This is a genomic window from Cupriavidus nantongensis, from assembly GCF_041726985.1.
GTDB lineage: Bacteria > Pseudomonadota > Gammaproteobacteria > Burkholderiales > Burkholderiaceae > Cupriavidus > Cupriavidus nantongensis_A.
Genome location: NZ_CP168303.1, coordinates 708,020 through 727,998 on the forward strand (window position 1 = coordinate 708,020; position 19,979 = coordinate 727,998).

20 protein-coding genes are annotated in these 19,979 nt (G+C 68.2%); 7 read left to right on the top strand and 13 right to left on the bottom strand.

From position 1 onward, the window contains the following. Positions 1-58: 58 nt before the first annotated feature. From ACEI37_RS14335 to ACEI37_RS14355, 5 genes are all read right to left on the bottom strand, one after another. Positions 59-592, bottom strand: a complete 534-nt coding sequence (locus ACEI37_RS14335; RefSeq protein WP_373379452.1) for a prepilin peptidase — start codon at positions 590-592, stop codon at positions 59-61. A gap of 58 nt (positions 593-650) precedes the next feature. Next, a complete protein-coding gene (locus ACEI37_RS14340; protein ID WP_373379453.1) occupies positions 651-824 on the bottom strand; it encodes a Flp family type IVb pilin in 174 nt (57 codons plus the stop codon). A gap of 89 nt (positions 825-913) precedes the next feature. Beyond that, positions 914-1,102 (bottom strand): Flp family type IVb pilin, encoded by a 189-nt coding sequence (locus ACEI37_RS14345; RefSeq protein ID WP_111518802.1) that lies wholly within the window; start codon positions 1,100-1,102, stop codon positions 914-916. A gap of 1,375 nt (positions 1,103-2,477) precedes the next feature. After that, positions 2,478-3,947, bottom strand: a complete 1,470-nt coding sequence (locus ACEI37_RS14350) for a hypothetical protein (RefSeq protein WP_373379454.1) — start codon at positions 3,945-3,947, stop codon at positions 2,478-2,480. Further along, on the bottom strand, positions 3,944-4,291 hold the full coding sequence (locus tag ACEI37_RS14355) for a hypothetical protein (protein WP_373379456.1): 348 nt from the start codon (positions 4,289-4,291) through the stop codon (positions 3,944-3,946). Before ACEI37_RS14355 ends, ACEI37_RS14350 begins: the two co-directional genes overlap by 4 nt. Positions 4,292-4,715: 424 nt before the next feature. Here ACEI37_RS14355 and ACEI37_RS14360 point away from each other — a divergent pair, with 424 nt between their 5' ends. Then, on the top strand, positions 4,716-5,738 hold the full coding sequence (locus tag ACEI37_RS14360; protein WP_373379457.1) for a glycosyltransferase family 2 protein: 1,023 nt from the start codon (positions 4,716-4,718) through the stop codon (positions 5,736-5,738). 30 nt (positions 5,739-5,768) lie between these two features. On the opposite strand, the gene ACEI37_RS14365 is transcribed toward ACEI37_RS14360, so the two are convergent. The 4 genes from ACEI37_RS14365 to ACEI37_RS14380 form a co-directional block, all read right to left on the bottom strand. Next, positions 5,769-6,158, bottom strand: a complete 390-nt coding sequence (locus ACEI37_RS14365) for a GtrA family protein (RefSeq protein ID WP_373379458.1) — start codon at positions 6,156-6,158, stop codon at positions 5,769-5,771. Next, positions 6,155-6,889: a class I SAM-dependent methyltransferase gene (locus ACEI37_RS14370; RefSeq protein WP_373379459.1), complete on the bottom strand. Its 735-nt coding sequence runs from the start codon at positions 6,887-6,889 to the stop codon at positions 6,155-6,157. The genes ACEI37_RS14365 and ACEI37_RS14370 overlap by 4 nt, the downstream gene beginning before the upstream one ends. A 30-nt stretch (positions 6,890-6,919) precedes the next feature. Continuing rightward, positions 6,920-8,296 carry a sigma 54-interacting transcriptional regulator gene (locus ACEI37_RS14375; protein ID WP_373379460.1) on the bottom strand — a complete coding sequence of 459 codons (1,377 nt, stop codon included), beginning with the start codon at positions 8,294-8,296 and terminating at the stop codon, positions 6,920-6,922. Positions 8,297-9,416: 1,120 nt separating this feature from the next. Continuing rightward, positions 9,417-10,397, bottom strand: a complete 981-nt coding sequence (locus tag ACEI37_RS14380) for a LysR substrate-binding domain-containing protein (protein ID WP_373379461.1) — start codon at positions 10,395-10,397, stop codon at positions 9,417-9,419. A gap of 81 nt (positions 10,398-10,478) precedes the next feature. Between ACEI37_RS14380 and ACEI37_RS14385 the strand changes: the two genes are divergently transcribed. Continuing rightward, a complete protein-coding gene (locus ACEI37_RS14385; protein ID WP_373379462.1) occupies positions 10,479-11,777 on the top strand; it encodes a nitrate/nitrite transporter in 1,299 nt (432 codons plus the stop codon). 17 nt (positions 11,778-11,794) lie between these two features. On the opposite strand, the gene ACEI37_RS14390 is transcribed toward ACEI37_RS14385, so the two are convergent. The 4 genes from ACEI37_RS14390 to hemL form a co-directional block, all read right to left on the bottom strand. After that, entirely contained in the window at positions 11,795-12,298 is a 504-nt protein-coding gene (locus tag ACEI37_RS14390; protein ID WP_062797253.1) for a TPM domain-containing protein, read from the bottom strand. 20 nt (positions 12,299-12,318) lie between these two features. Next, on the bottom strand, positions 12,319-13,194 hold the full coding sequence (locus ACEI37_RS14395; RefSeq protein ID WP_373379463.1) for a YgcG family protein: 876 nt from the start codon (positions 13,192-13,194) through the stop codon (positions 12,319-12,321). Positions 13,195-13,199: 5 nt separating this feature from the next. Beyond that, positions 13,200-13,826, bottom strand: a complete 627-nt coding sequence (locus ACEI37_RS14400) for a LemA family protein (RefSeq protein ID WP_116378276.1) — start codon at positions 13,824-13,826, stop codon at positions 13,200-13,202. A gap of 101 nt (positions 13,827-13,927) precedes the next feature. Continuing rightward, positions 13,928-15,220 (bottom strand): glutamate-1-semialdehyde 2,1-aminomutase, encoded by a 1,293-nt coding sequence (hemL, locus tag ACEI37_RS14405; RefSeq protein WP_373379465.1) that lies wholly within the window; start codon positions 15,218-15,220, stop codon positions 13,928-13,930. A gap of 241 nt (positions 15,221-15,461) precedes the next feature. Between hemL and ACEI37_RS14410 the strand changes: the two genes are divergently transcribed. From ACEI37_RS14410 to ACEI37_RS14430, 5 genes are all read left to right on the top strand, one after another. Beyond that, positions 15,462-15,632 carry a rubredoxin gene (locus ACEI37_RS14410; RefSeq protein WP_010813017.1) on the top strand — a complete coding sequence of 57 codons (171 nt, stop codon included), beginning with the start codon at positions 15,462-15,464 and terminating at the stop codon, positions 15,630-15,632. A gap of 338 nt (positions 15,633-15,970) precedes the next feature. After that, positions 15,971-16,498 carry a response regulator gene (locus ACEI37_RS14415; RefSeq protein ID WP_373379466.1) on the top strand — a complete coding sequence of 176 codons (528 nt, stop codon included), beginning with the start codon at positions 15,971-15,973 and terminating at the stop codon, positions 16,496-16,498. A gap of 38 nt (positions 16,499-16,536) precedes the next feature. After that, positions 16,537-16,908, top strand: coding sequence for a PleD family two-component system response regulator (locus ACEI37_RS14420; RefSeq protein WP_012352035.1), 372 nt, complete (start codon positions 16,537-16,539; stop codon positions 16,906-16,908). 82 nt (positions 16,909-16,990) lie between these two features. Further along, positions 16,991-17,554 carry a chemotaxis protein CheW gene (locus ACEI37_RS14425; protein WP_373379467.1) on the top strand — a complete coding sequence of 188 codons (564 nt, stop codon included), beginning with the start codon at positions 16,991-16,993 and terminating at the stop codon, positions 17,552-17,554. 110 nt (positions 17,555-17,664) lie between these two features. Further along, on the top strand, positions 17,665-19,905 hold the full coding sequence (locus ACEI37_RS14430; protein ID WP_373379468.1) for a methyl-accepting chemotaxis protein: 2,241 nt from the start codon (positions 17,665-17,667) through the stop codon (positions 19,903-19,905). Positions 19,906-19,979: the final 74 nt, after the last annotated feature.

The following is a 19,979-nucleotide window of genomic DNA, read 5'->3' on the forward strand; positions in this document are numbered from 1 at the left end:
TCAGTTCGTTCTCATTGCCGAAGGCTGGCGCTGCCGGCGGTGCGCAGTCTTGCTTGCGTCAGGTGCCTGCAAAGAGCATGGTCAGCGTTCCCGCGGCAATCGCTGCGCCGTAGGGCATGGAGCCAGCGGACCCTGCGGCCTGGGGTGGCACGGACTGCGAGCCATGCGCCACGGAGGCTTTCAGCATGTGTCCCACGCGGGCGAGGGTGGTGCGCCCCTGTCCGGTCGCAAACACCTGGATCAGTGCCCAAAGCCCGCCGATCACGAAGGTGGCCAGCGCGATCTTCAGGGCCATGCCGGCGCCCAGCCAGGCGCCCACGGCAGCCATCAGCTTGACGTCGCCGGCGGCCATGCCGCGCAGCAGGTAGAAGGGCAGGAACAGCACCAGGCCCACCATCCAGCCCGACAGCCACGCCAGCGCGCCGGCAGCCAGGCCGTGCATGGCTGCCATCACCGGCAGCGCGGCAATCCACGCGCCGAAGGTCAGCCAGTTGGGAATGCGCCTACGGTTCAGGTCGATGGCCGCGGCGGCGAGCACGATGCCGATGGTGACGGGGCCGATGAAGGGCGCGAGGGCGGTGGCGGCTTGCATGGTGACGGCGCTGGCAGCTAGGTTGGGTTCAGGTATGGGCTGTTCGGATACGGATGCCTCAGGGCATCCTGGCGGCAATCTGTTCGTACATGCCTTGCACGGTTTCGCCGAGCGCGGACACGGAGCCGACGATTGCCATGGCGATCAGGCTGCCCAGCAATGCGTATTCGATGGACGTGACACCGCGGTCGTCGCGCAGGAAGCCGGTTGAGCTGGCGATGAGCTTCGACATTTGGCGTCTCCGGTCAGTGTTGCTTGCTAGTTGAAAGTGTGTGCCGCATGGCCGCCCGGAACCGGACAGCCATGCGGGCTCGCCAGCTATCAGGCGGGCAAGGCGTTGGTGAGGGTGTCGCCGATGAAGTCGAAGATGATGTTCAGGTTCGTGCCGATCAGGCGAACCGAAACGATGATCACGACGGCGATGAGCGCTGCAATCAGGCCGTATTCAATGGCGGTCACGCCGTCTTCGTCACGGATGAATTGCTTGAACATGGTGGTCAGGTTTTGCATGACAAACTCCTTTGGTTGGGAACAAGCACTGCAGGACTACGGAACTGCGAAAAGGGCTCTGGATGGCACCGGATATCAGCGCCTGGAAACCCGGCAGCAGGGCGGGGCGCAGATTGCGCAGGCATGAAACGGCCACCGGCCGGGACCGCCGTGCTCGGTGCGCGGGTTGCGTGATTGCAGCCGGCGTAGCGCCGACGCATGCATGCAACGCGCGGCATGCTGGACATGGCCCGAGCGAGCCATGCAACGGAATGGCGCGCTGCCAGCGCCCCTGGCGGCAGCAGCGTGGCCGGTATTCCGGTGTGACATCGCAGATTGGCGCACGACTGGCATGGTGAGGTTCCCCGTATCGTTTTTGGTTTCGATGGCGGCGATCGTTGCGCCGCCATCGCGGCAACCAGGACTGCGCTGCCGGATGCCTGGCATAGGCAAACGGCGGGCCAGGCCAGCGCAAACCGTTGTGCCACAAGGGTTTGCGGGTAGCGCGGTGCGATCGCCGCGGGCCTGGCAAGGCTGCGGGTGGCATTCCGGCGGGCCTTCGTTGCTGGGTGGAAACGCGGCGCTGGCAAGCCATTCGAGGGCCCGCTACGAATGCACTAGATCGCGCAACGTGCCCACGTGCGACGGGCTGATGCGAGCGGTTCAGCAACGTCATCCAAAAGCATGAGAGGGCGATCGCACCGAGGGGCGGCATGCATCACAAGCCGTAGTCTTCCTGCCTGCCCCGGCCCCATGTGCCGCTGCCGGCCAGACTGACGGATGAGGGCATCTCTTGCAGAGGACTACGTTTCCGGATCGAAACGTTGTGCACCGGAGCCGAGGTGTGAGACGGTCGGCGGAATTCCCGGACGTATGCTCAAAGCCCTTGTGCGATAAGGCTTGCAGCCTTGGGCGGTGGCGTGATTCAGCTTGGAAACATGGGGCGCGGGACGGCGCTTGCGCGCGGCAAGCCCCGGCCTGCGCGCAGGCGGCCGCAATCGAATCCAGCGGAGAACGCAGGTGCGGCAAGGCTTGCCTTCATGCAGCAGCCTGCGCGCTTTCGCAGCAGCTGCCGCATGCCGATGGAGCGGGTTCGTGGGCAGCCGTCGCGAGGTTGTTCGCGAGGACGCAAGCCGGGGGGCTGAAGAGGATGTAGCCGATCGCAGCTGGCGCGCTGCATGGCTACAGGGACTGCAGAATGGAGACGGCGGCGCACGTAGCCCCGCCGACTGCGCGAGACCTGGTTATAAGCGCGGCGGTTGCAGGCAGCGCTGGCTGTCGCGGGCGGCGAGGCATGGCGCCACTCGCCCCGGCCATGACGGGCCGCGCCGTGCCGCACCAGGAGGCCTGCGTATCCCGCTAGCCGGATACGCGCACGAGCGTGCTGCCGAGGGCGCTATCGTTCGCGGACATAGGCGATGGCAACATCATCCTGATGCACCTTTCGCCAGCCCGGCAAATCATCGACCCACTTCGATGCAGGGCTGCTGGGTTCCAGGACTGCCCAGCGAATCTGGTATTCCTCGAACATGGCCTGCAGCACCTTGGCATCGCCGGAATAGGCCTTCATATACCTGCGCACGAAATCGTCGCCGTAGAGGTCGGCGCGACCGTCGATGAGCGGGGGAATGCCAGAGAAGATGAGGTAGCCGCCGAAGTTGTAGCTGTTGAAGACCGGCCCGCCGCCACCTGCCGCCAGGGCCGCGCTGACGGCCTCGCGGGGCTGGATGCGCCGATGATCGTGCTGAATACCCTTGGCGAGCAGCACGATGCTGGCCATGAACAGTGCCAGGCATAACGCGGTCAGGGTCCGAAGCAGCGTTGGCGGCAGGCGCAGCCTGACCTCCGGCCGGATCGCCGCGCGCAGCTGGGGCCCGATGCCCGGCATCAGCAACAGCGGGGCCAGCAGCCCCAGCAGTTCGGCATAGCGCGCGGCGATCAGCGTCAGGTGGACCAGCCCGAAGCACATCAAGATCCGCATCGCCGGGAGGCGGAAGCCAAAGTAGAGCGCGCCAAACAGCACAAAGCCAAGCCACAGCTCGATCGGCTGGACCAGGCGGAAATCCGGTGCCTTCCACTCGCCGATGACGCTGAGCGTATAGCTCATGCCGGAGACGTGGAACGGAAAGAGCAGGCCATCCAGGCGGTTGGGTGTCAGCAAGCCCGTCAGCACGGTAAGTGCCAGAAAGGGTGCCCATGCCTTTGCGCTGCGGACCGGCTGCTTTTCGGTAAGGACGGCTTCGGCGGCCAGCGCGGCCGCCAGCCCGATGCCAAGCAGGAAGCTGCCATGCAGGTTGGCCCACGCCAGCATGACGAGCAGCAGCCACAGGCTCGGCCGCTTGCCCTGCTCGCGTGCCAGCACCAGCTGCGCGGTCCAGATCACCATCAGCGGCCAGGCCATGGCGTGAGGGCGGGCGACCAGGTGCTGGGCCAGCGTCAGGAAGGTGAGCAGTGTCCCGCTGAACGCGTGCAGGGGTTCGATATAGCGCAGCAGGAACCGCAACAGCACCGTCAGCGTGATGGCGGTCGCCAGCGCGGTGACCAGCACCGGCCCGGCCCAGCCGAGCCACGCATGGGAGGCGCCAAGGATGACTTCGGCGAGCCATTCATGCGGCACCCATCTGGCGCCGTGAAACGAGAACGAGAATGGATCGGTGGACGGCACGGCCAGGTTGGCAAGCATCCATTTACCGGCGGCGATGTGCCACAACGTATCCGCGTCCACCAGCAGGCGGGCACCGGCGAATGAGATGAGCGAGAACACACTGAGCCCATAGAGTGCGGGCCAGAACCACTGCTGTTTGGCGCACTGCTGAAGCGGGCTTTGCGTGCCGGTTGCCCCGACCCAGGTGGTATTGGTTTTCATGGTGTCTCGCGAAGGCTTCGATGATTGGCCGGTCCCATCTGTCTGGCGCGCACTTCCCCAATGCGGCCCGCGGGCGCGTTGCTGGTTGCAAGGAGTGCGCCATTGCCGGAAATGCCTTGTTTTTCCGGAGTTTTTTCCGGCCTGGCATGTGGGACCGGCCCCGCCTGGTCGGGCTGGACCGGGCCAGCGTTTCCGGTTCGAATCGTGCTTAATTTCTTGTCGGGCGACGGCCGGTGAAGCGAGATGGCGATGTGCCGCCGGCGCTGCGCCGAAAGGATGAGCCGGAGCGCGCCACACACCGTGCCTTTGGCGGACCTGGCCACGAAAAGATGCGGCTTCGTCATGACGCATCGGGCTTCGCCAGGCTCGGATTGGCGGGCGCACGGCGTTTCAGGGCAGAAACGCGGACCGATGACGGCGGGAGGCCACGCTTCGCTCGAGACCCGCTGGAATCCAGATGCCATGCGGGCGCGCGGCCGATTCAGGTGGTGATTCAACCTGGAAACGCTCGCGCACGGCGGATTTTCGCGCTTGGCCGGAGACCCCGGTAGTGCTTGTATATCCCTGCTCGCCTGCCCAGAATGAAGCGAACCCATTGATGCGTCGCCGCTGCATTTTCCGCAGCGACGCAGACGAAAGCAGCGCACGGCAGGACCGGCACGCACGACGTGCAATGCCATCCGGCAGCCGCGCCGATAACAAGATCATGCGCATGACCGCGCAAGCAAGACGGCTTCCACCTACGCCACGCCGTCCGGGGAGAGCATCATGTCGGGTCCATACGAAAGCAGGCTGCTGTCTCTGGTGGTGCCCTGCTACAACGAATCCGAAAGCATCGGCAGATTCTTCGCCAGCGTCATTCCAGTGCTCGAAGCCATCGACGCGATCCGCTTCGAGCTCGTGCTGGTAAACGACGGCAGTACCGACGATACGCTGGACCAGCTGATCGCTTATTCGCACCGCGACCCGCGCGTGCGCGTGGTCGACCTGACGCGCAACTTCGGCAAGGAGGCGGCGCTGACCGCCGGGCTCGACGAGGCCCTGGGCGATGCGGTGATTCCCATCGACGCCGACCTGCAGGACCCGCCCGCGCTGATCCCCGAGCTGGTCAGGCGCTGGCGCGAAGGCGCCGAGGTGGTGCTGGCGCAGCGCAGCAGCCGCGCCTGCGATTCGTGGCTCAAGCGCGTGACCGCGGGCGCGTACTACCGCGTCCATAACCGGCTGTCGGACCAGAAGCTGCCGGTCAATGTAGGCGACTTCCGCCTGATGGACCGCGTCGTGGTCAACGCCCTCAAGCAGATGCCGGAGCGACGCCGCTTCATGAAAGGCCTGTTCGCCTGGGTAGGCTACCGCACCGTGATCGTGCCGTACGAGCGCGAGGCGCGCAGCGCCGGGCATTCCAAGTTCTCGGGCTGGCGCCTGTGGAACTTCGCGCTCGAGGGCATTACCAGCTTCAGCACCATGCCGCTGCGCAGCTGGACCTATATCGGCGTGGCGATCGCGCTGGGGGCGTTCGGCTACGGCGCCTTTATCGTGGCGCGTACGCTGGTGCTGGGCATCGATGTTCCGGGCTATGCGTCGCTGCTGTCGGCGCTGCTGTTTCTCGGCGGCATCCAGCTGATCGGCCTGGGCGTGGTGGGCGAGTATGTCGGGCGCATCTACGACGAGGCCAAGGGCCGGCCGATCTACCTGGTGCGGCGCCGCTACCAGGAGACGGGGCAAGGCCGGATCATGGCATCGGGACGGCGCGTGATCCGGATCGATCGCGGGCAAGTCAGCAACGGCCGCTGAAGCACGCTGCCACTGGCACCCTGCCGCGAGTCAGTCGCGGTAGGTCCAGGCCCGGTGCAGCAGGTAGGTGAATACGGGCACGGTCAGCACCACAACCGCCAGCCCGGCCCAATAGCTCGCGCCGAGCCGTTGCGCGCTCCACGAAATACCCACCGTCAGCGCCAGGCCAAGCAGCGAGACGCCGGCAAAGCGCCCGAGGGTGCGGTGGCGCAAGCGCGAAGAAAAGCTCCACAGGGTATTGAGCAGGTACGAGCACGCCGTCGCGCATACGAACGCGACGCAGTTGGCCGCCACGGGCGAAGCATCGAGCGCGGTGATCAGCGTGGCCGTGATGGCGACATGCACGCCGGTCGAGGTGGCGCCGGAAAACAGGAACCGCGTGAATTGGCGCAGCCCGGGCGCGGTGCCGCCGGCGTTCACGATGCGCGCAGCACGGCCATCAGCGAAATGCCGAACGGCAGCGAGCCGCGCGCGAGCCAGTGGCGCTCCGCGCGAAACACGCGGTGCAGCACGTGGTTGACCGGCGCAGCCGGTAGGCCGGCGCCGGTCGCGTGGCAGCTGCCACGCAGCCGGTCGCCCATGCGCGCGGCGACGGCCAGCGGGAACAGCATCGTGTTGAAATACGACATCCGCTCCACGTGCAGCCCGCAGCGGCTGGCCAGCGCGTGCAGCGAGCGCTTGCTGTAGCGGCGCTGGTGATGCAGGAAGACGTCGTGCGCGCTCCATAGCCACTGGTAGGCGGGCACGGTGATGAAGACCGCGCCGCCCGCCTTCAGCAGCGTTGCCGCGCAGTCGAGCGAGCCGGCATCGTCGGCGATGTGCTCGAGGCAGTCGAGCAGGCACACCAGGTCGAAGCTGCGCCCGGCGAACGGCATCTGGTCGGGGCACTTGCCATGGCGCAGGTCGCACGCGTCGCCAGTCTTCTCTCGTGCCAGGCGCAGCGCAGTGTCGTCCATTTCCACCGCGCTGACCCTGCCGAATTGCGACAGCATCGCCAGATTGCCGCCGGTGCCTGCGCCGATCTCGAGGATAGCCGCGTCGCGCGGCAAGGCCATGCCGGAGAGGATGGTGGCGACGATCTCGCGCCGGCCACGGAACCACCAGTGGCTGGCCTCGGTGTCGGCCATCTCGAGGTAGGCGTCAGGGGACATGGGGCGATCCTCCAGTGGGATACGTCGGTGCTAGCCCTGCACGCAGATCAACCCCAGGTCCCCCTTCTTCACCTGCAGCTTGTAGTCGCGCATCAGCCGGAACAACGTCACCCGCGAGATCCCGAGTTCGGCGGCCACGTCGATCAGCCGTTCATGGTGCCGCTGCAGCGCTTCGACGATGGCGTTCTGCTCGGCGGCTTCGCGGATCGCGGCCAGCGTGAGCGGGCGGTCGTCGGCGGGCGCGGCCAGTTCCAGGTCTTCAGGCTGGATCACGCCGTCCTCGCACATCGCGGCGGCGTGGCGGATGCGGTTGATCAGCTCGCGCACATTGCCGGGCCAGGTGTGCAGCTGGATCGCGCGCAGCGCCAGCGGCGAGAAGCCACGGATGCGCGCCGGCGACTGCTTGCGCACGGTGTCCAGCACGTGTTCGGCGATCAGCAGGATGTCGCTGCCGCGCTCGCGCAGCGGGGGCTGGCGCACGCGCAGCACGCACAGCCGGTGGTACAGGTCGCCGCGGAAGCGTTCGGCGGCGATCGCGGCCTCCAGGTCGACGTGGGTGGCGGAGATGATGCGGACATCGACCTCGACCGACTCGGTGCCGCCAAGCCGCTCGATGCGTCCGGTCTCGAGGAAGCGCAGCAGGCTGGTCTGGCTTTCGATCGGCATGTCGCCGATTTCATCGAGGAACAGGGTGCCGCCCTGGGCCATCTCGATGCGGCCCGGCTTGCGCTTGGTGGCGCCGGTGAAGGCGCCGCGCTCGTAGCCGAACAGCTCCGACATCAGCAGCGTGGGCGGGATCGCCGCGCAGTTGACCGCGATGAACGGGCGCGAGGCCCGCGCCGAGGCGCGGTGGATGGCCTGCGCGGCGAGTTCCTTGCCGGTGCCGGATTCGCCCGAGATCAGCACTGGCGTGTCCCAGCGCGATACCTTCTCGATGCCGCGGAACAGCGACTGCATGGCAGGGCAGCTGCCGATCATGCCATCGGGCCTGGCCGTGCGCGGGGCCTCATGCTGGGCGCCGGGCCGCAGCCGCGCCATGCCGAGCGCATGGCCGAGGGCCTCCGCCAGGCGCGGGTGCTCGAGCGGGGCGGTGTGGTAGTCGACGAAATACAGCCCGAGCAAGCGGCGCGCGCTCTCGCTCAGCGCATGCTCGCCGGCGACGATGCCGATCCAGCCGATATGCCGCTGCGCCAGCCAGGGCTCGAAGGCTTCCAGTTCGGCGTCGCCGAAGCCGCCTTGCAGGTCCAGCAGCGCGGCCAGCGGCTGATTGCCGGGAGGCAGGGCGTGCAGATCCTGCAGGTTCGACGCGAAGCTGATTTTCCAGCCGCGCTGGGCGAACAGCCGGCACAGCGTGGCGTCATGGTGCTGCGACAGATACAGCAGCGGGCGGTTGGCGTACGCGCTCATGAGATTTCCCCGGATTCTTGTTTTTTGCGGAACTGGCGGCCGGCATGGCCGGCCGCTCGCTCCGTTGGCTCTAAGGCTTGCGCCGGCGCATCGTGGTGATGCCGCGCGGCGCGCTCCCCAATTTCTGTTGTTCCACCCCGTTGTTGTCCGGGCACACCGGCATGCCGGCTTGCCGCGGGATTCAGGTGGCACGGACCGCTTGCTTGCGCTTGCGGCCCGTGCGCCTGAATGACCTCCGCTTTATCTTGTCGACCCCATGTCATGGCGGGTGCCGATGCGGGCCAGTTCCTGCCGCGTGGCCCCCGCTTACAGCGCCAGTCCAATTCCCGCCCTGGGTTGCGGGGTCGTCCTGAAACTGATCCTCGGCGAACGCGTGCCAGTATGTTTGCCGCTTTCGTTTCAGACTTCCCCTTTGTTCCGGGCTTCTGTTCGCGCCGACATATCTGCGACGAATGTGCCATGACGGGCTAAGTCATTGAAAAGAAAGGGAACGTGATGTTGTGAAGCGCCCAGCGCAGGATCCGCGCGTGCGAAAACGTTCCGCTCTTGTTACGCACGGCGCCATCCTCGTGTTGCGTCGCAAAAAGTTTTGCGATGGCAAAGGGATGTTCTGGGCACTGAATCGCAACCCCCAGTGAACCTGGAGGCATTTTTGCCGTGCCGGGCCCACCTGAATGTGGGAGTGCAAAATTTGAAACGCCCGCCATGAAGGGCCCCGATACTGCACCTCACGGCCCTTCAAAACAGTTTCATTTCCGATACAAGGATTTGAAGTGCATACATCTTCCGCTGACATGGGGTGACATTGCGGACCTCAGCCTTTTGGTGCCGGGCCCGCGCCGGCAGGAGCGGCGCGATGGAAACAATGGGCGCGTTGACAAGCCTTCGGAGGAATCGCGGCTGAGCGGCTCGCCCGCTTCTCATCTGTTTGGATGGGGCGTGCAAGTTTTTCAGGGCGGCGGGCACGCTGAACCGAATGGTTGCATCCATGAAACTCGCCGGGCATGCCGACGCCCTGGATTTGCCGGCGGCAGTGCGACCTGCGCAGACGGCAAGCCCTTGATTTTCCGGGGCTAGACGAAAATGATTCGTATTGCCAACTTGGCCGCGCCAAACAATTTCACGGATGAAACTGCCCGGCATTGCCGGCGGCCACGGCAGGCGTGTGCGCGCCTTCCAGCCGCACCTGTTCCTGCAGCCAGGCATGGAACTGCTGGATGGCCTTTTCGCGGGGGTTGCCTTCGCGCCAGGTCACCCAGTAATGCAGGCTCGACGGGATCCGGGTGGGGCCGATCTGCACCAGCTCGCCGCTGGCCAGGTAGTCGTGCGCCAGCTGAGCGCGCGCCGTGGCCACGCCCAGCCCGGCCACGGCGGATTGCAGCATCAGGCCGGCATCCTGGAAGATCGGGCCACGCTCCGGTTCGTCGCCGGGCAGGCCGGCGGCCTCCAGCCAGTCGCGCCAGGGGCGCAGGGCAAAGCGCAGCATCGGCAGGCGCGGCACGTCGGCCAGCGTAAAGCCCGGGTAGCGCGCCAGCAGCGCCGGGCTGGCCACCGCGATCACATGGTCTTCGATCAGGTTGTGGCACTCGAAGCCGGGCAGGTCGATGCGTTGGTGCCAGATGCCGACATCGACGCTGTACGGGTCCGGCGGCGTAATCTCCGCATGCAGCCGCAGGTGCAGGTCCAGCGACGGCACCTGGGCGTGCAGGCTGGGCAGGCGCCGGATCAGCCAGGCGTTGGCCAGGTCGGCCATCACGCTGACCTGCAGCCGGATCACCGGCGGTGCGGCGCTGTTGCCGGCCTCGCGCAGCGCGCTTTCGATGTCGTCGAGCGCGCCGCGCACCTGTTCGGCCAGCCGCGCGCCCACGCTGGTGGGCGCCATCTGGCTGCCGCTGCGCTGGAACAGCTTGGTGCCCAGGCTGGTTTCCAGCGCGCGAACATGGTGGCTGATGGCGCTGTGGGTCAGGGCCAGCTCCTCGGCCGCGCGCGAGAAGCTGCGGTGGCGCGCGGCGGCCTCCAGTGCACGCAGCGCTTGCAGCGGCGGCAGGTGGACGGGGTGTCGGGCGGGACGGGGGGCGGGTCTGGCGGGGGCTTTGGCCATGGCCGTCAAATTTTACTCACAATTGCCGCAGGTATCTTTCGTTGGCTTTGCACCGGGATGGGGAAGACAATGCATGCCATCATGACGACTTCGACTTCCAACTTGTCTTCCGTGCCCTCGCAGCCCACGCATCCGCAACCGGCCGCCGGTGCGGCGGCCAGCGCGCGCTGGCGCGTGCTCGCGGTGTTTTCGCTGGGCTTCCTGGTGTCCTATGTGTTCCGCGGCGTCAACCTGGGCTTCGCGCCGCACCTGACGCGCGAGCTCGGGCTCAATGCCGGCGACCTGGGCCTGCTCACCAGCTTCTATTTCCTTGGCTTTGCCTGCGCCCAGCTGCCGGCGGGCATCCTGCTGGACCGCTACGGCCCGCGCCGTACCGAGGCGGCGATGCTGCTGGTGGCGGTGGCCGGCTCGCTGGTGTTCGCGCTCGCACCCGGCATGGCCGGGCTGGCCGCCGGACGGCTGCTGATCGGCGTGGGCGTGTCGGTGTGCCTGGGCGCCGCCATCCAGGCGCTGTCGATGTGGTTCCCGCTGTCGCGCATGCCCTTGCTGAACGGCGTGGTGATGGCCATCGGCGGTCTGGGCGCGGTGCTGGTCGGCACGCCGCTGTCGTGGCTGCTGTCGCTGACCGACTGGCGCACCGTCAGCATCGGCCTGGCCGGCGTGTCGCTGGCGATGGCGGCGCTGCTGTGGTTCAGCGCGCCCGACAAGCCCCGCGTCGGCAAGGAAAGCCTGCGCGAGCAGCTGCGCGGAACGCGCCAGATCCTGGGCAGCGAGCGCTTCTGGCGCGTGGTGCCGCTGACGCTGCTCAACCAGGGCGTATTCCTGGCGGTGCAGACGCTGTGGGTGGGCGCCTTCCTGCGCGATGTGTCCGGCTACGACGCGGGTACCAGCGCGCGGCTGGTATCGGTGATCGGTTTTGCCATGATGGCAGGCTGCGTCGGCTCGGGCTGGGCCGCGCGCCACCTGGAGCGCCTGGGCGTGAGCCTCTATGCCTTTGCCGGCGCCGGCATGACCGGCTTTATCGTGGTCCAGCTGCTGCTGATGGCACAGGTGCCGCTGCCGCCGGTGCTGCTGTGGGCCGCCTATGGCGTGTTCGGCTCCAGCGGCATCCTGACCTACGCGGTGCTGGCGCGCAGCTTTCCCGATGCACTGATCGGCCGCGCCACCACGGCGCTGACCCTGACCGTGTTCCTGTCGACCTTTGCCTGCCAGGTGGGCGTCGGCTTCGTGCTCGACCTGTGGCCCGCGACCGGCGGCCATTACCCCGGGGCGGCGCACCTGGTGGCGTGGGCGGCCCTGGTGACGCTGCAGGTGCTGGCGGCGGTGTGGTATGCGATCGGCGGGCGGCGCGCGCGCCGCGAGGCGGCTGCCGCAAGCTGATCCGGGGCGCTAGCGGATTACAAAAACACCGGCCGATCGTCCAGCTCGTTCGGGTTATGCCCGCCGTCCGACGGGAAGTGCGTGGCCAGCAGGCCATGGATGCGCGCCACCGTGACCAGCACCGGCCGCACCGACAGGTCCTGCCTTAGGCCTTGCGCCAGTTCATCGCACAGTTCGCGCCAAGTGGCGGGCCCCACGCTGGCGTCGATGCCGCGGTCGGCCAGCAGTTCGACGGCATGGTCGGCCAGGTTGATGTAGAGCAGCACGCCGGTCTTGTCCGCGGTGTTCCAGACCTCGAGCGCGCCGAACAGGAAGCGCGCGCGCTCGCGCGGCGTGACGCCGGCCCAGGCGTCGCCGACCGGCAGGCTGGCCTCGATCACCACGCGGATCTCGCCGCGGTGGCTGGATTCGCCGGCGTGCACGGCGTGGTGCAGTTGCTGCTGCGCTTCCGGCGGAAAGTGCCTGCGCGCGGTGCCGGCGGTGGTGGCGATATGGTGCAGGGCGCGTTTGAGATGCGGCATGGTCGTCGTTCCTCGTGCTGTCACCAGTTGCCGGACGCGCCGCCGCCGTCGAAGCCCCCGCCGCCACCCCCACCAAAGCCGCCGAAGCCGCCGCCGATGTCGCCGCCGCCGCCGAAGCCTCCGCCCCAGCCGCCGCTGCGCCGGCCCCAGTCCTGCCCCATGGTGTAGCCGCCCAGGCCGCCGAGGCCGCCCGCGATCACGTCGCGGCCGCGCCGGGTGGTGACGATCTGCGGCCCGCGCCGGCGCAGCATGGCGCTCAGGAAGAAGAACACGATGATCGCCAGTGGCAGCAGCGCCGGCAGCCATTCGTCAAGCGCTGAAGCTTGCTGCGCCTTGCGCTGCGGCGCCGCCAGGCCTTCCTTGTCGATGGTGGCCTGGATCGCCGAGATGCCGGCCGCGAGCCCGCCGTAGAAGTCGTTCTGGCGGAAGTGGGGCGCCATCACGTCCTGCAGGATGCGCTTGGACATGGCGTCGGTCAGCGAGCCCTGCACGCCCCGGCCCACTTCCAGCCGCATCTTGCGCAGACCGGGCGGGTTGTCCTTGGCGATCAGCACGATCACGCCATCGTCGATGCCCTGGCGCCCGGCGCGCCAGGCATCGGCCACGCGGATGCTGTAGGCGTCGATCGGCTCCGGATCGGTGGTCGGCACCATCAGCACGAAGATCTGGCTGCCGCGCTGCTGCTCGTATTCGGCCAGCACGTTTTCCAGCGCGCCGCGCTGCTGCGGCGTCAGCGTGCCGGTCAGGTCGGTGACGCGCTGGGTCAGCGGCGGCACCGCAACGAAGCCGTCGGCCGCCAGCGCCGGGCCGCCCGGCAGGGCCGCCAGCCACAGCAGGGCGGCGGCCAGCCAGCCGTGCAGGTGGAACCAACGCCGGAGTTGGCGCATCGCTGCCATGCCGATCAGAACTTGACCGCGGGCGGCGTGGAGATGGCCTTCTCGTTTTCCACGGTAAACGAAGGCTTGACCGGGTACTTGAAGATCATCGCCGTCAGGTTGGTCGGGAAGCTGCGCGCCAGCACGTTGTACTGCTGCACGGCGGCGATATAGCGCTGGCGTGCCACGGTGATGCGGTTCTCGGTGCCTTCCAGTTGCGATTGCAGGTCGCGGAACGAGGCATCGGCCTTGAGCTGCGGGTAGTTCTCGGACACCGCCAGCAGGCGCGACAGCGCGCCGGACAATTCGCCCTGCGCCTGCTGGAAGCGCTTGAAGGCTTCGGGGTCGTTCAGGGTCTCGGGCGAGACCTGGATGCTGGTGGCGGCGGCGCGCGCCCTGGTCACGGCTTCGAGCGTTTCGCGCTCGTGCGAGGCGTAGCCCTTGACCGTGTTGACCAGGTTGGGGATCAGGTCGGCGCGGCGCTGGTACTGGTTGATGACTTCGCCCCAGGCCGCCTTGACCGCCTCGTCCTTGGCCTGGAAGTCGTTGTAGCCGCAGGCCGACAGCAGGCTGGCCATGACCGCCAGCACCAGCCAGCGCAACACGGACAGCGGCGAGCGGGTGGACAGCGAAGGGGACGAGGATGCGCGCATCGGAGGCTCCGGCGATTGGACGAACTCCAAGTGTAGCGCACCGCCCTTGTCGTCACGCGTGCGCCGCCGGCGCAACCTGGCGCCGGGCGGCACGCGTGGCCTCAGGCCGCCGCGAAGGCCTTGCGCGCGGCCTCGAAGGTGGCATCCAGGATGGCGTCGTCGTGCTGCGCGGAGACGAAGCCGGCTTCGAACGCCGACGGCGCCAGATAGACGCCGTGGTCCAGCATGGCATGGAAGAAGCGGTTGAAGCGGGCGGTGTCGCTTTGCGTGACTTCGGCGAAGCTGCCGGGCACGCCGTCGCGGAAATAGAGCCCGAACATGCCGCCGACCGCATCCGCGGCGAACGGCACGCCAGCGGCCCGGGCCGCGTCGGCCAGGCCATCGGCCAGCTTGCGCGTCTGCGCGGCCAGGCGGTCATAGAAGCCGGGTGCCTGGATCAGCTTGAGCGTGGTCAGGCCCGCCGCCACCGCCAGCGGGTTGCCCGACAGCGTGCCGGCCTGGTAGACGCCGCCCAGCGGTGCCAGGCTAGCCATGATGTCGCGCCGTCCGCCGAACGCCGCCGCCGGCATGCCGCCGCCGATGACCTTGCCCAGGCAGGTCATGTCGGGACGGATGCCGTAGTGCGCCTGCGCGCCGCCCAGCGCCACGCGGAAGCCGGTCATGACTTCGTCGAAGATCAGCACCGCGCCGTCGCGTGTGCACAGGTCGCGCATGGCCTGCAGGAAGGCATCGCTGGCGCGCACCAGGTTCATGTTGCCGGCCACCGGCTCGACGATCACCGCGGCGATCTCGCCGGCATGCTTGGCAAAGGCCTGCTCCAGCTGCTCGACGTTGTTGTACTCCAGCACCATGGTATGGCGCGTCACGTCGGCCGGCACGCCGGCCGACGACGGCGCGTTGCGGGTGGTGTCGGCAAAGGTCAGCAGGCCGGAACCGGCCTTGACCAGCAGGCTGTCGGCATGGCCGTGGTAGCAGCCTTCGAACTTGATGATCAGGTCGCGGCCGGTGAAGCCGCGCGCCAGGCGCAGCGCGCTCATGGTGGCCTCGGTGCCGGAAGAGACCAGGCGCACCTGCTCGATCGATGGCACCAGCTTGCAGATTTCCTCGGCCATGGTGATCTCGGCCTCGGTCGGGGCGCCGAACGAGAAGCTGTGCGCGGCGGTTTCCTGGACCGCGCGCACCACCTCCGGATGGGCGTGGCCGACGATCATCGGGCCCCACGAGCCGATGTAGTCGATATAGCGCTGGCCGTCCGCGTCCCACATATACGGGCCCTCGGCGCGCGTGATGAAGCGCGGCGTGCCGCCTACCGAACGGAAGGCGCGCACGGGCGAATTGACGCCCCCGGGAATGGTCTGCTGGGCGCGGTCGAAAAGCTGCTGATTACGGGACATGGCGTTGAGGTGAGGACAGGACTGCAGGGATCGTGTTCGGCGGGCCAGGGGCCTGGCGTTGACATGCCGCAAAAACAGCAGAAGTTCGCTGCAATTGCCAGTCAATCCTGCGCTAACAAGGCGCTAACGGGTGCGAACACGGCGGAACTGGCCCGATTCCGGCCCTCGCGCGGCTGGCGCCGGCGGCACGGTTTCGGTACCATCTGCGCTGGATTTTAATGGAGAGTGGCCAGAGCCTGTTATGGAATACAAGACTTGGATGTGCCTGATCTGCGGCTGGATCTACGACGAAGCCGCAGGCGCGCCGGAAGACGGCATCGCCCCCGGCACCCGCTGGGAAGACGTGCCGATCAACTGGACCTGCCCGGAATGCGGCGCGCGCAAGGAAGATTTCGAGATGGTCGCGATCTGAGCGGCCACGATCCAGAAGAACAACAATACGGCCGGCGCGCCCGTCGCGCCGATGCGACAGAACGCCGCTGGGGGCTGGCCGCACCGGATTGACGGCCCCCCGGCGTCTTGTCACACTCTGTTGCAAAAATGACTGGCTGTCCCTCCGCCCGCGGCGGGGAGGACAGCGGGCAGATGCGGGGATCACGCATCGCCGCTGCCGGGCTCAGCCCGGCCTTGGAAGGGAAATAAAAAGAATTTCGGGGGTCCGTCGGGGCGCGCATGGGTCGCGCTGCTCCGCACGGGTGTTCTCTGGTGCTTGCCGGCGCTCCGCCAGGAGCCGCTGGTCGCGGGAACAACATGCGGGTCGCTCATCTAGAAGAAAACCAGCGGGTCAATACCGCCGGCGCCCACGGTGTGGCGCCTGGCGCTCCTGTTCCGGGTGCCGCGCCGGACATCAATCCGGACCCCAAGCCCGGGATCGCTCCACCGCCGCGCCGCAAGGTGCTGGTCATCGACGATTCCAGCACCATCCGCCGTACCGCGGAAATCTTCCTGGCACAGGCCGGGTACCAGGTGATGCTGGCCGAGGACGGCTTCGAGGCGCTGGCCAAGGTGGGCGAGCTGCACCCCGACCTGGTCTTCTGCGACATCCTGATGCCCCGGCTGGACGGTTACCAGACCTGTTCGCTGATCAAGAAGAGTCCGCGTTTCCACGCCATCCCCGTGATCATGCTGTCCTCGCGCGACGGCGTGTTCGACCGCTCGCGCGGCCGCCTGGTCGGCGCGCATGACCACCTTGCCAAGCCATTTACCCGCGACGCGCTGCTGCAGGCCGTGCAGGCCTGCCTGCCATGCCCGTCCGCGGGCGAGGCGTTGCCCGCCTGAACGGCAGGCACGCCATGTACGAATCGAAGGAAAACCTCATGACCGCCATTCACAAGATCCTGATCGTCGACGACTCCCCGACCGAAGCCCTGTTCATGTCCGACCTGCTCGGCAAGCGCGGCTTCAAGGTCGCGGTGGCCAGCAACAGCGAGCAGGCCTTCGCCCGCCTGCAGGCCGAAGCCTTCGACCTGATCCTGATGGACGTGGTGATGCCGGGCCAGAACGGCTACCAGGCCACCCGCGCGATCAAGCGCGACGACCGCTTCAAGGACATCCCTGTGATCATGTGCACCAGCAAGGGCCTGGACACCGACCGCATCTGGGGCATGCGCCAGGGCGCGTCGGACTACATCGTCAAGCCCGTCGACGGCGAAGAGCTGCTGGGCAAGATCGCCGCGCTGGCGCACTAATCCCGCCCGCCGCCCGCCGCCCGCCGCCCGCCGCCCGCGCCGGCCGCACGGCAAGCCACAGCCACCTGTTCCGGGGACCGCCATGAACGCGCCACGCCAAGACCTCCGCGCCCGCCACACCCGCCTGCAGGACTACCAGGCCATGCTGGCCCGGCGCCTGCGCGAGGCGCGCAGCCTGCCGGCCGCCGACAGCTACCTGGCGCTGCAGGTGGGCGCGCGCCACTGGCTGCTGCCGCTGGCCGATGCCGGCGAGGTGCTGGATATGCGGCAGCCCAGCCCGGTGCCGCTGACACAACCCTGGTACAGCGGCCTGGTCAACGCGCGCGGCAGCCTGCTGGGAGTGATCGATTTCAGCCTGTTCTGCGGCGGCGCGCCGACGCCGTTGCAGCCGGGCAGCAAGATCGTGGTGCTGTCGCGCGACGCGGAACGCGCCTGCGCGATCCTGGCCACGCGCGTGGCCGGCCTGCGCCATGCCGCCGACCTGGGTTTGCCGCACGGCGACGCCGCTGCCGCCGGCGCAGATCCGGCGCCGGCCTGGGAAGGGCAGCGCTATGCCGACCGGGATGGGCGCGACTGGCAGGTGCTGGACGTGCGCGCGCTGCTGGACGCGCCCGCCTTCCTGCAGGCGGGCCGGGCCGCCGCCTGACGCGCGCGGCTGCTCACGCCAGGCACGGACAATGACGGCGCGCAGGCCATGGCCTGCCGCACCCGGCACGAGCCGCCGGGGATGACAACGATAAAACGAAAGGGGGTGCCATGGGTTTCAAGAATTTCAGCCTGGGCCGGCGCACGCCGGCAGCCGACGCCGCTATCGGCCTCGCTGGTGGTCCGGAAGGTCCGGACTTTGCGGACGGGCCCGGCATGGCCTATGCCGGGGGCCCCGAACCGGCGCCCGTGCCGCCCGCCGCCGCGGGGCTGGGCGCGACCCCGCTGGAGCACCTCGGCCGCTGGCTGGGCCGCATGCCGTTCGCCTCGCAGCAGCGGCTGCTGACCGTGGGCGTGGTGGTGTCGCTGGTGGCGCTGCTGGGCTCGGTGTACCTGGATAACCGCATCGCCAACAATGCCGCCGCGCAGATCGAGGTGGCCGGCGACATGCTGATGCACTCGCAGCGCCTGGGCAAGGCGGTGCCGGTCGCGCTGCTGGGCAATGCGCAGGCCTTCACCCAGCTGCGCCAGTCCCGCGACGCGCTCTCGGGCGACCTGAAGGCGCTGCAGCAGGGCAGCGACGAAAAGCGCGTGCGCGCCACCACCGGCGCGGCCGAGCCGCTGCTGCAGGCCGCCATGCAGTCCTGGCTGCGTTCCGAGAAAAGCGCCGCCGACGTGCTGGCGCAGCAGCCGGTGCTGACCACCATCGGCCAGACCCTGCAGATCTTCAACGCCTCCAACCCCGAGCTGCTCGAAGCCGCCGAACAGGTGGCCGCGATCAAGCTGCAGTCCGGCGCCAATGCGCGCGAGGTGGCGGCCTCGGCGCAGCTGGTGATGCTGACCCAGCGCCTGGGCAAGAACCTGAACGAGTTCCTGGCCGGCGAAGGCGTCAACCCCGAGACGGCGTTCCTGCTGGGCAAGGACACCAACACCTTCCGCGAGACCCTGGACGGCCTGCTCAACGGCAGCGAGGCGCTGCGGCTGTCCGCCGCCACCGACGAGGAGACGCGCGGCTACCTGCAGCAGCTGTCGCAGCGCTTCGAGGCGGTGCAGAAGACCACCCAGACCATCCTGCAGAACCTGCCCGGGCTGATCGCCGCCAAGCGCGCGCAGCAGCAGATCTTCAACGACAACGAGGCGCTGCGCGCCGAACTGTCGGCACTGCAGCGCGCCTACGCGGAGTCGGCGCGCAGCCGCCCGGTGACGCTGGGCGCGACCGTGGTGTCGGCGGCGCTGACGCTGCTGTGCCTGGTCGGCCTGGCCGCGCTGTACCTGCGCGATTCGCGCATGCGCGCGCTCGAAGCCGAGGCTCGCGAGCGCGAGGCCGAGGCCCGCCGGCTTGACGAAAAGCGCAACAACGACAACACCCAGAAGGCCATTCTGCAGCTGATGAACGAGTTGCAGGACATCGCCGACGGCGACCTGACGCGCCAGGCCACCGTGACCGAGGACATCACCGGCGCGATTGCCGATTCGGTCAACTACACCGTGGAAGAACTGCGCGAGCTGGTCGGCCGGGTGCAGCAGACCGCGGGCGAGGTGACGCAGGCCTCGGGGCAGGTGCAGGCCACCTCGACCCAGCTGGTGTCGACCACCGAAGAGCAGTCGCGCCAGATCCGCCAGACCGGCGAGTCGGTGGTGGAGATGGCCGACCGCATCACGCAGGTATCGCGCGGCGCGGCCGAGTCCGCCAACGTGGCGCGCGCCTCGCTGTCCGCCGCGGAACAGGGCCAGCAGGCGGTGCAGAACGCGATTGCCGGCATGAACGACATCCGCGAGCAGATCCAGGAAACCTCCAAGCGCATCAAGCGGCTGGGCGAGTCGTCGCAGGAGATCGGTGAAATCGTCGAGCTGATCTCTGACATTACCGAGCAGACCAACGTGCTGGCGCTGAACGCAGCCATCCAGGCGGCGTCGGCGGGCGAGGCCGGGCGCGGCTTCTCGGTGGTGGCCGAAGAAGTGCAGCGGCTGGCCGAACGCTCCGGCGAGGCCACCAAGCAGATCGGCGCGCTGATCCGCACCATCCAGACCGATATCCAGGACGCGGTGCACGCGATGGAGCGCAGCACCCAGGGCGTGGTCGAGGGCGCGCGGCTGTCGGATAACGCCGGTGCCGCGCTGGTCGAGATCGGGCGCGTGTCGCGCCAGCTCGCCGAGCTGATCGAGCAGATCTCGCAGTCCACCTCGCACGAGGCCGACCTGGCCACCACCGTGGCGCGCCATATCGAACGCATCCTGCAGGTCACCGAGCAGACCACCACCGGCACGCGCCAGACCGCGCAGTCGGTGCGCCAGCTGACGCTGCTGAGCGAGGAGCTGCGCAACTCGGTGTCGCGCTTCAAGATCGCCTGAGTGGCCGGATGACGCCTGCGACCGCTTCCGCGCACCGCGGCCCCGCGCCTTATGCCAACTCCGCCCCCGCCGCC

What these genes read in the sequence shown, in the direction of transcription:
- ACEI37_RS14335 (WP_373379452.1), bottom strand. Translation starts at nt 592, where the DNA reads ATGCAAGCCGCCACCGCCCTCGCGCCCTTCATCGGCCCCGTCACCATC.
- ACEI37_RS14340 (WP_373379453.1), bottom strand. Translation starts at nt 824, where the DNA reads ATGTCGAAGCTCATCGCCAGCTCAACCGGCTTCCTGCGCGACGACCGC.
- ACEI37_RS14345 (WP_111518802.1), bottom strand. Translation starts at nt 1,102, where the DNA reads ATGCAAAACCTGACCACCATGTTCAAGCAATTCATCCGTGACGAAGAC.
- ACEI37_RS14350 (WP_373379454.1), bottom strand. Translation starts at nt 3,947, where the DNA reads ATGAAAACCAATACCACCTGGGTCGGGGCAACCGGCACGCAAAGCCCG.
- ACEI37_RS14355 (WP_373379456.1), bottom strand. Translation starts at nt 4,291, where the DNA reads ATGACGAAGCCGCATCTTTTCGTGGCCAGGTCCGCCAAAGGCACGGTG.
- ACEI37_RS14360 (WP_373379457.1), top strand. Translation starts at nt 4,716, where the DNA reads ATGTCGGGTCCATACGAAAGCAGGCTGCTGTCTCTGGTGGTGCCCTGC.
- ACEI37_RS14370 (WP_373379459.1), bottom strand. Translation starts at nt 6,889, where the DNA reads ATGTCCCCTGACGCCTACCTCGAGATGGCCGACACCGAGGCCAGCCAC.
- ACEI37_RS14375 (WP_373379460.1), bottom strand. Translation starts at nt 8,296, where the DNA reads ATGAGCGCGTACGCCAACCGCCCGCTGCTGTATCTGTCGCAGCACCAT.
- ACEI37_RS14380 (WP_373379461.1), bottom strand. Translation starts at nt 10,397, where the DNA reads ATGGCCAAAGCCCCCGCCAGACCCGCCCCCCGTCCCGCCCGACACCCC.
- ACEI37_RS14385 (WP_373379462.1), top strand. Translation starts at nt 10,479, where the DNA reads ATGACGACTTCGACTTCCAACTTGTCTTCCGTGCCCTCGCAGCCCACG.
- ACEI37_RS14390 (WP_062797253.1), bottom strand. Translation starts at nt 12,298, where the DNA reads ATGCCGCATCTCAAACGCGCCCTGCACCATATCGCCACCACCGCCGGC.
- ACEI37_RS14395 (WP_373379463.1), bottom strand. Translation starts at nt 13,194, where the DNA reads ATGGCAGCGATGCGCCAACTCCGGCGTTGGTTCCACCTGCACGGCTGG.
- ACEI37_RS14400 (WP_116378276.1), bottom strand. Translation starts at nt 13,826, where the DNA reads ATGCGCGCATCCTCGTCCCCTTCGCTGTCCACCCGCTCGCCGCTGTCC.
- hemL (WP_373379465.1), bottom strand. Translation starts at nt 15,220, where the DNA reads ATGTCCCGTAATCAGCAGCTTTTCGACCGCGCCCAGCAGACCATTCCC.
- ACEI37_RS14410 (WP_010813017.1), top strand. Translation starts at nt 15,462, where the DNA reads ATGGAATACAAGACTTGGATGTGCCTGATCTGCGGCTGGATCTACGAC.
- ACEI37_RS14415 (WP_373379466.1), top strand. Translation starts at nt 15,971, where the DNA reads ATGCGGGTCGCTCATCTAGAAGAAAACCAGCGGGTCAATACCGCCGGC.
- ACEI37_RS14420 (WP_012352035.1), top strand. Translation starts at nt 16,537, where the DNA reads ATGACCGCCATTCACAAGATCCTGATCGTCGACGACTCCCCGACCGAA.
- ACEI37_RS14425 (WP_373379467.1), top strand. Translation starts at nt 16,991, where the DNA reads ATGAACGCGCCACGCCAAGACCTCCGCGCCCGCCACACCCGCCTGCAG.
- ACEI37_RS14430 (WP_373379468.1), top strand. Translation starts at nt 17,665, where the DNA reads ATGGGTTTCAAGAATTTCAGCCTGGGCCGGCGCACGCCGGCAGCCGAC.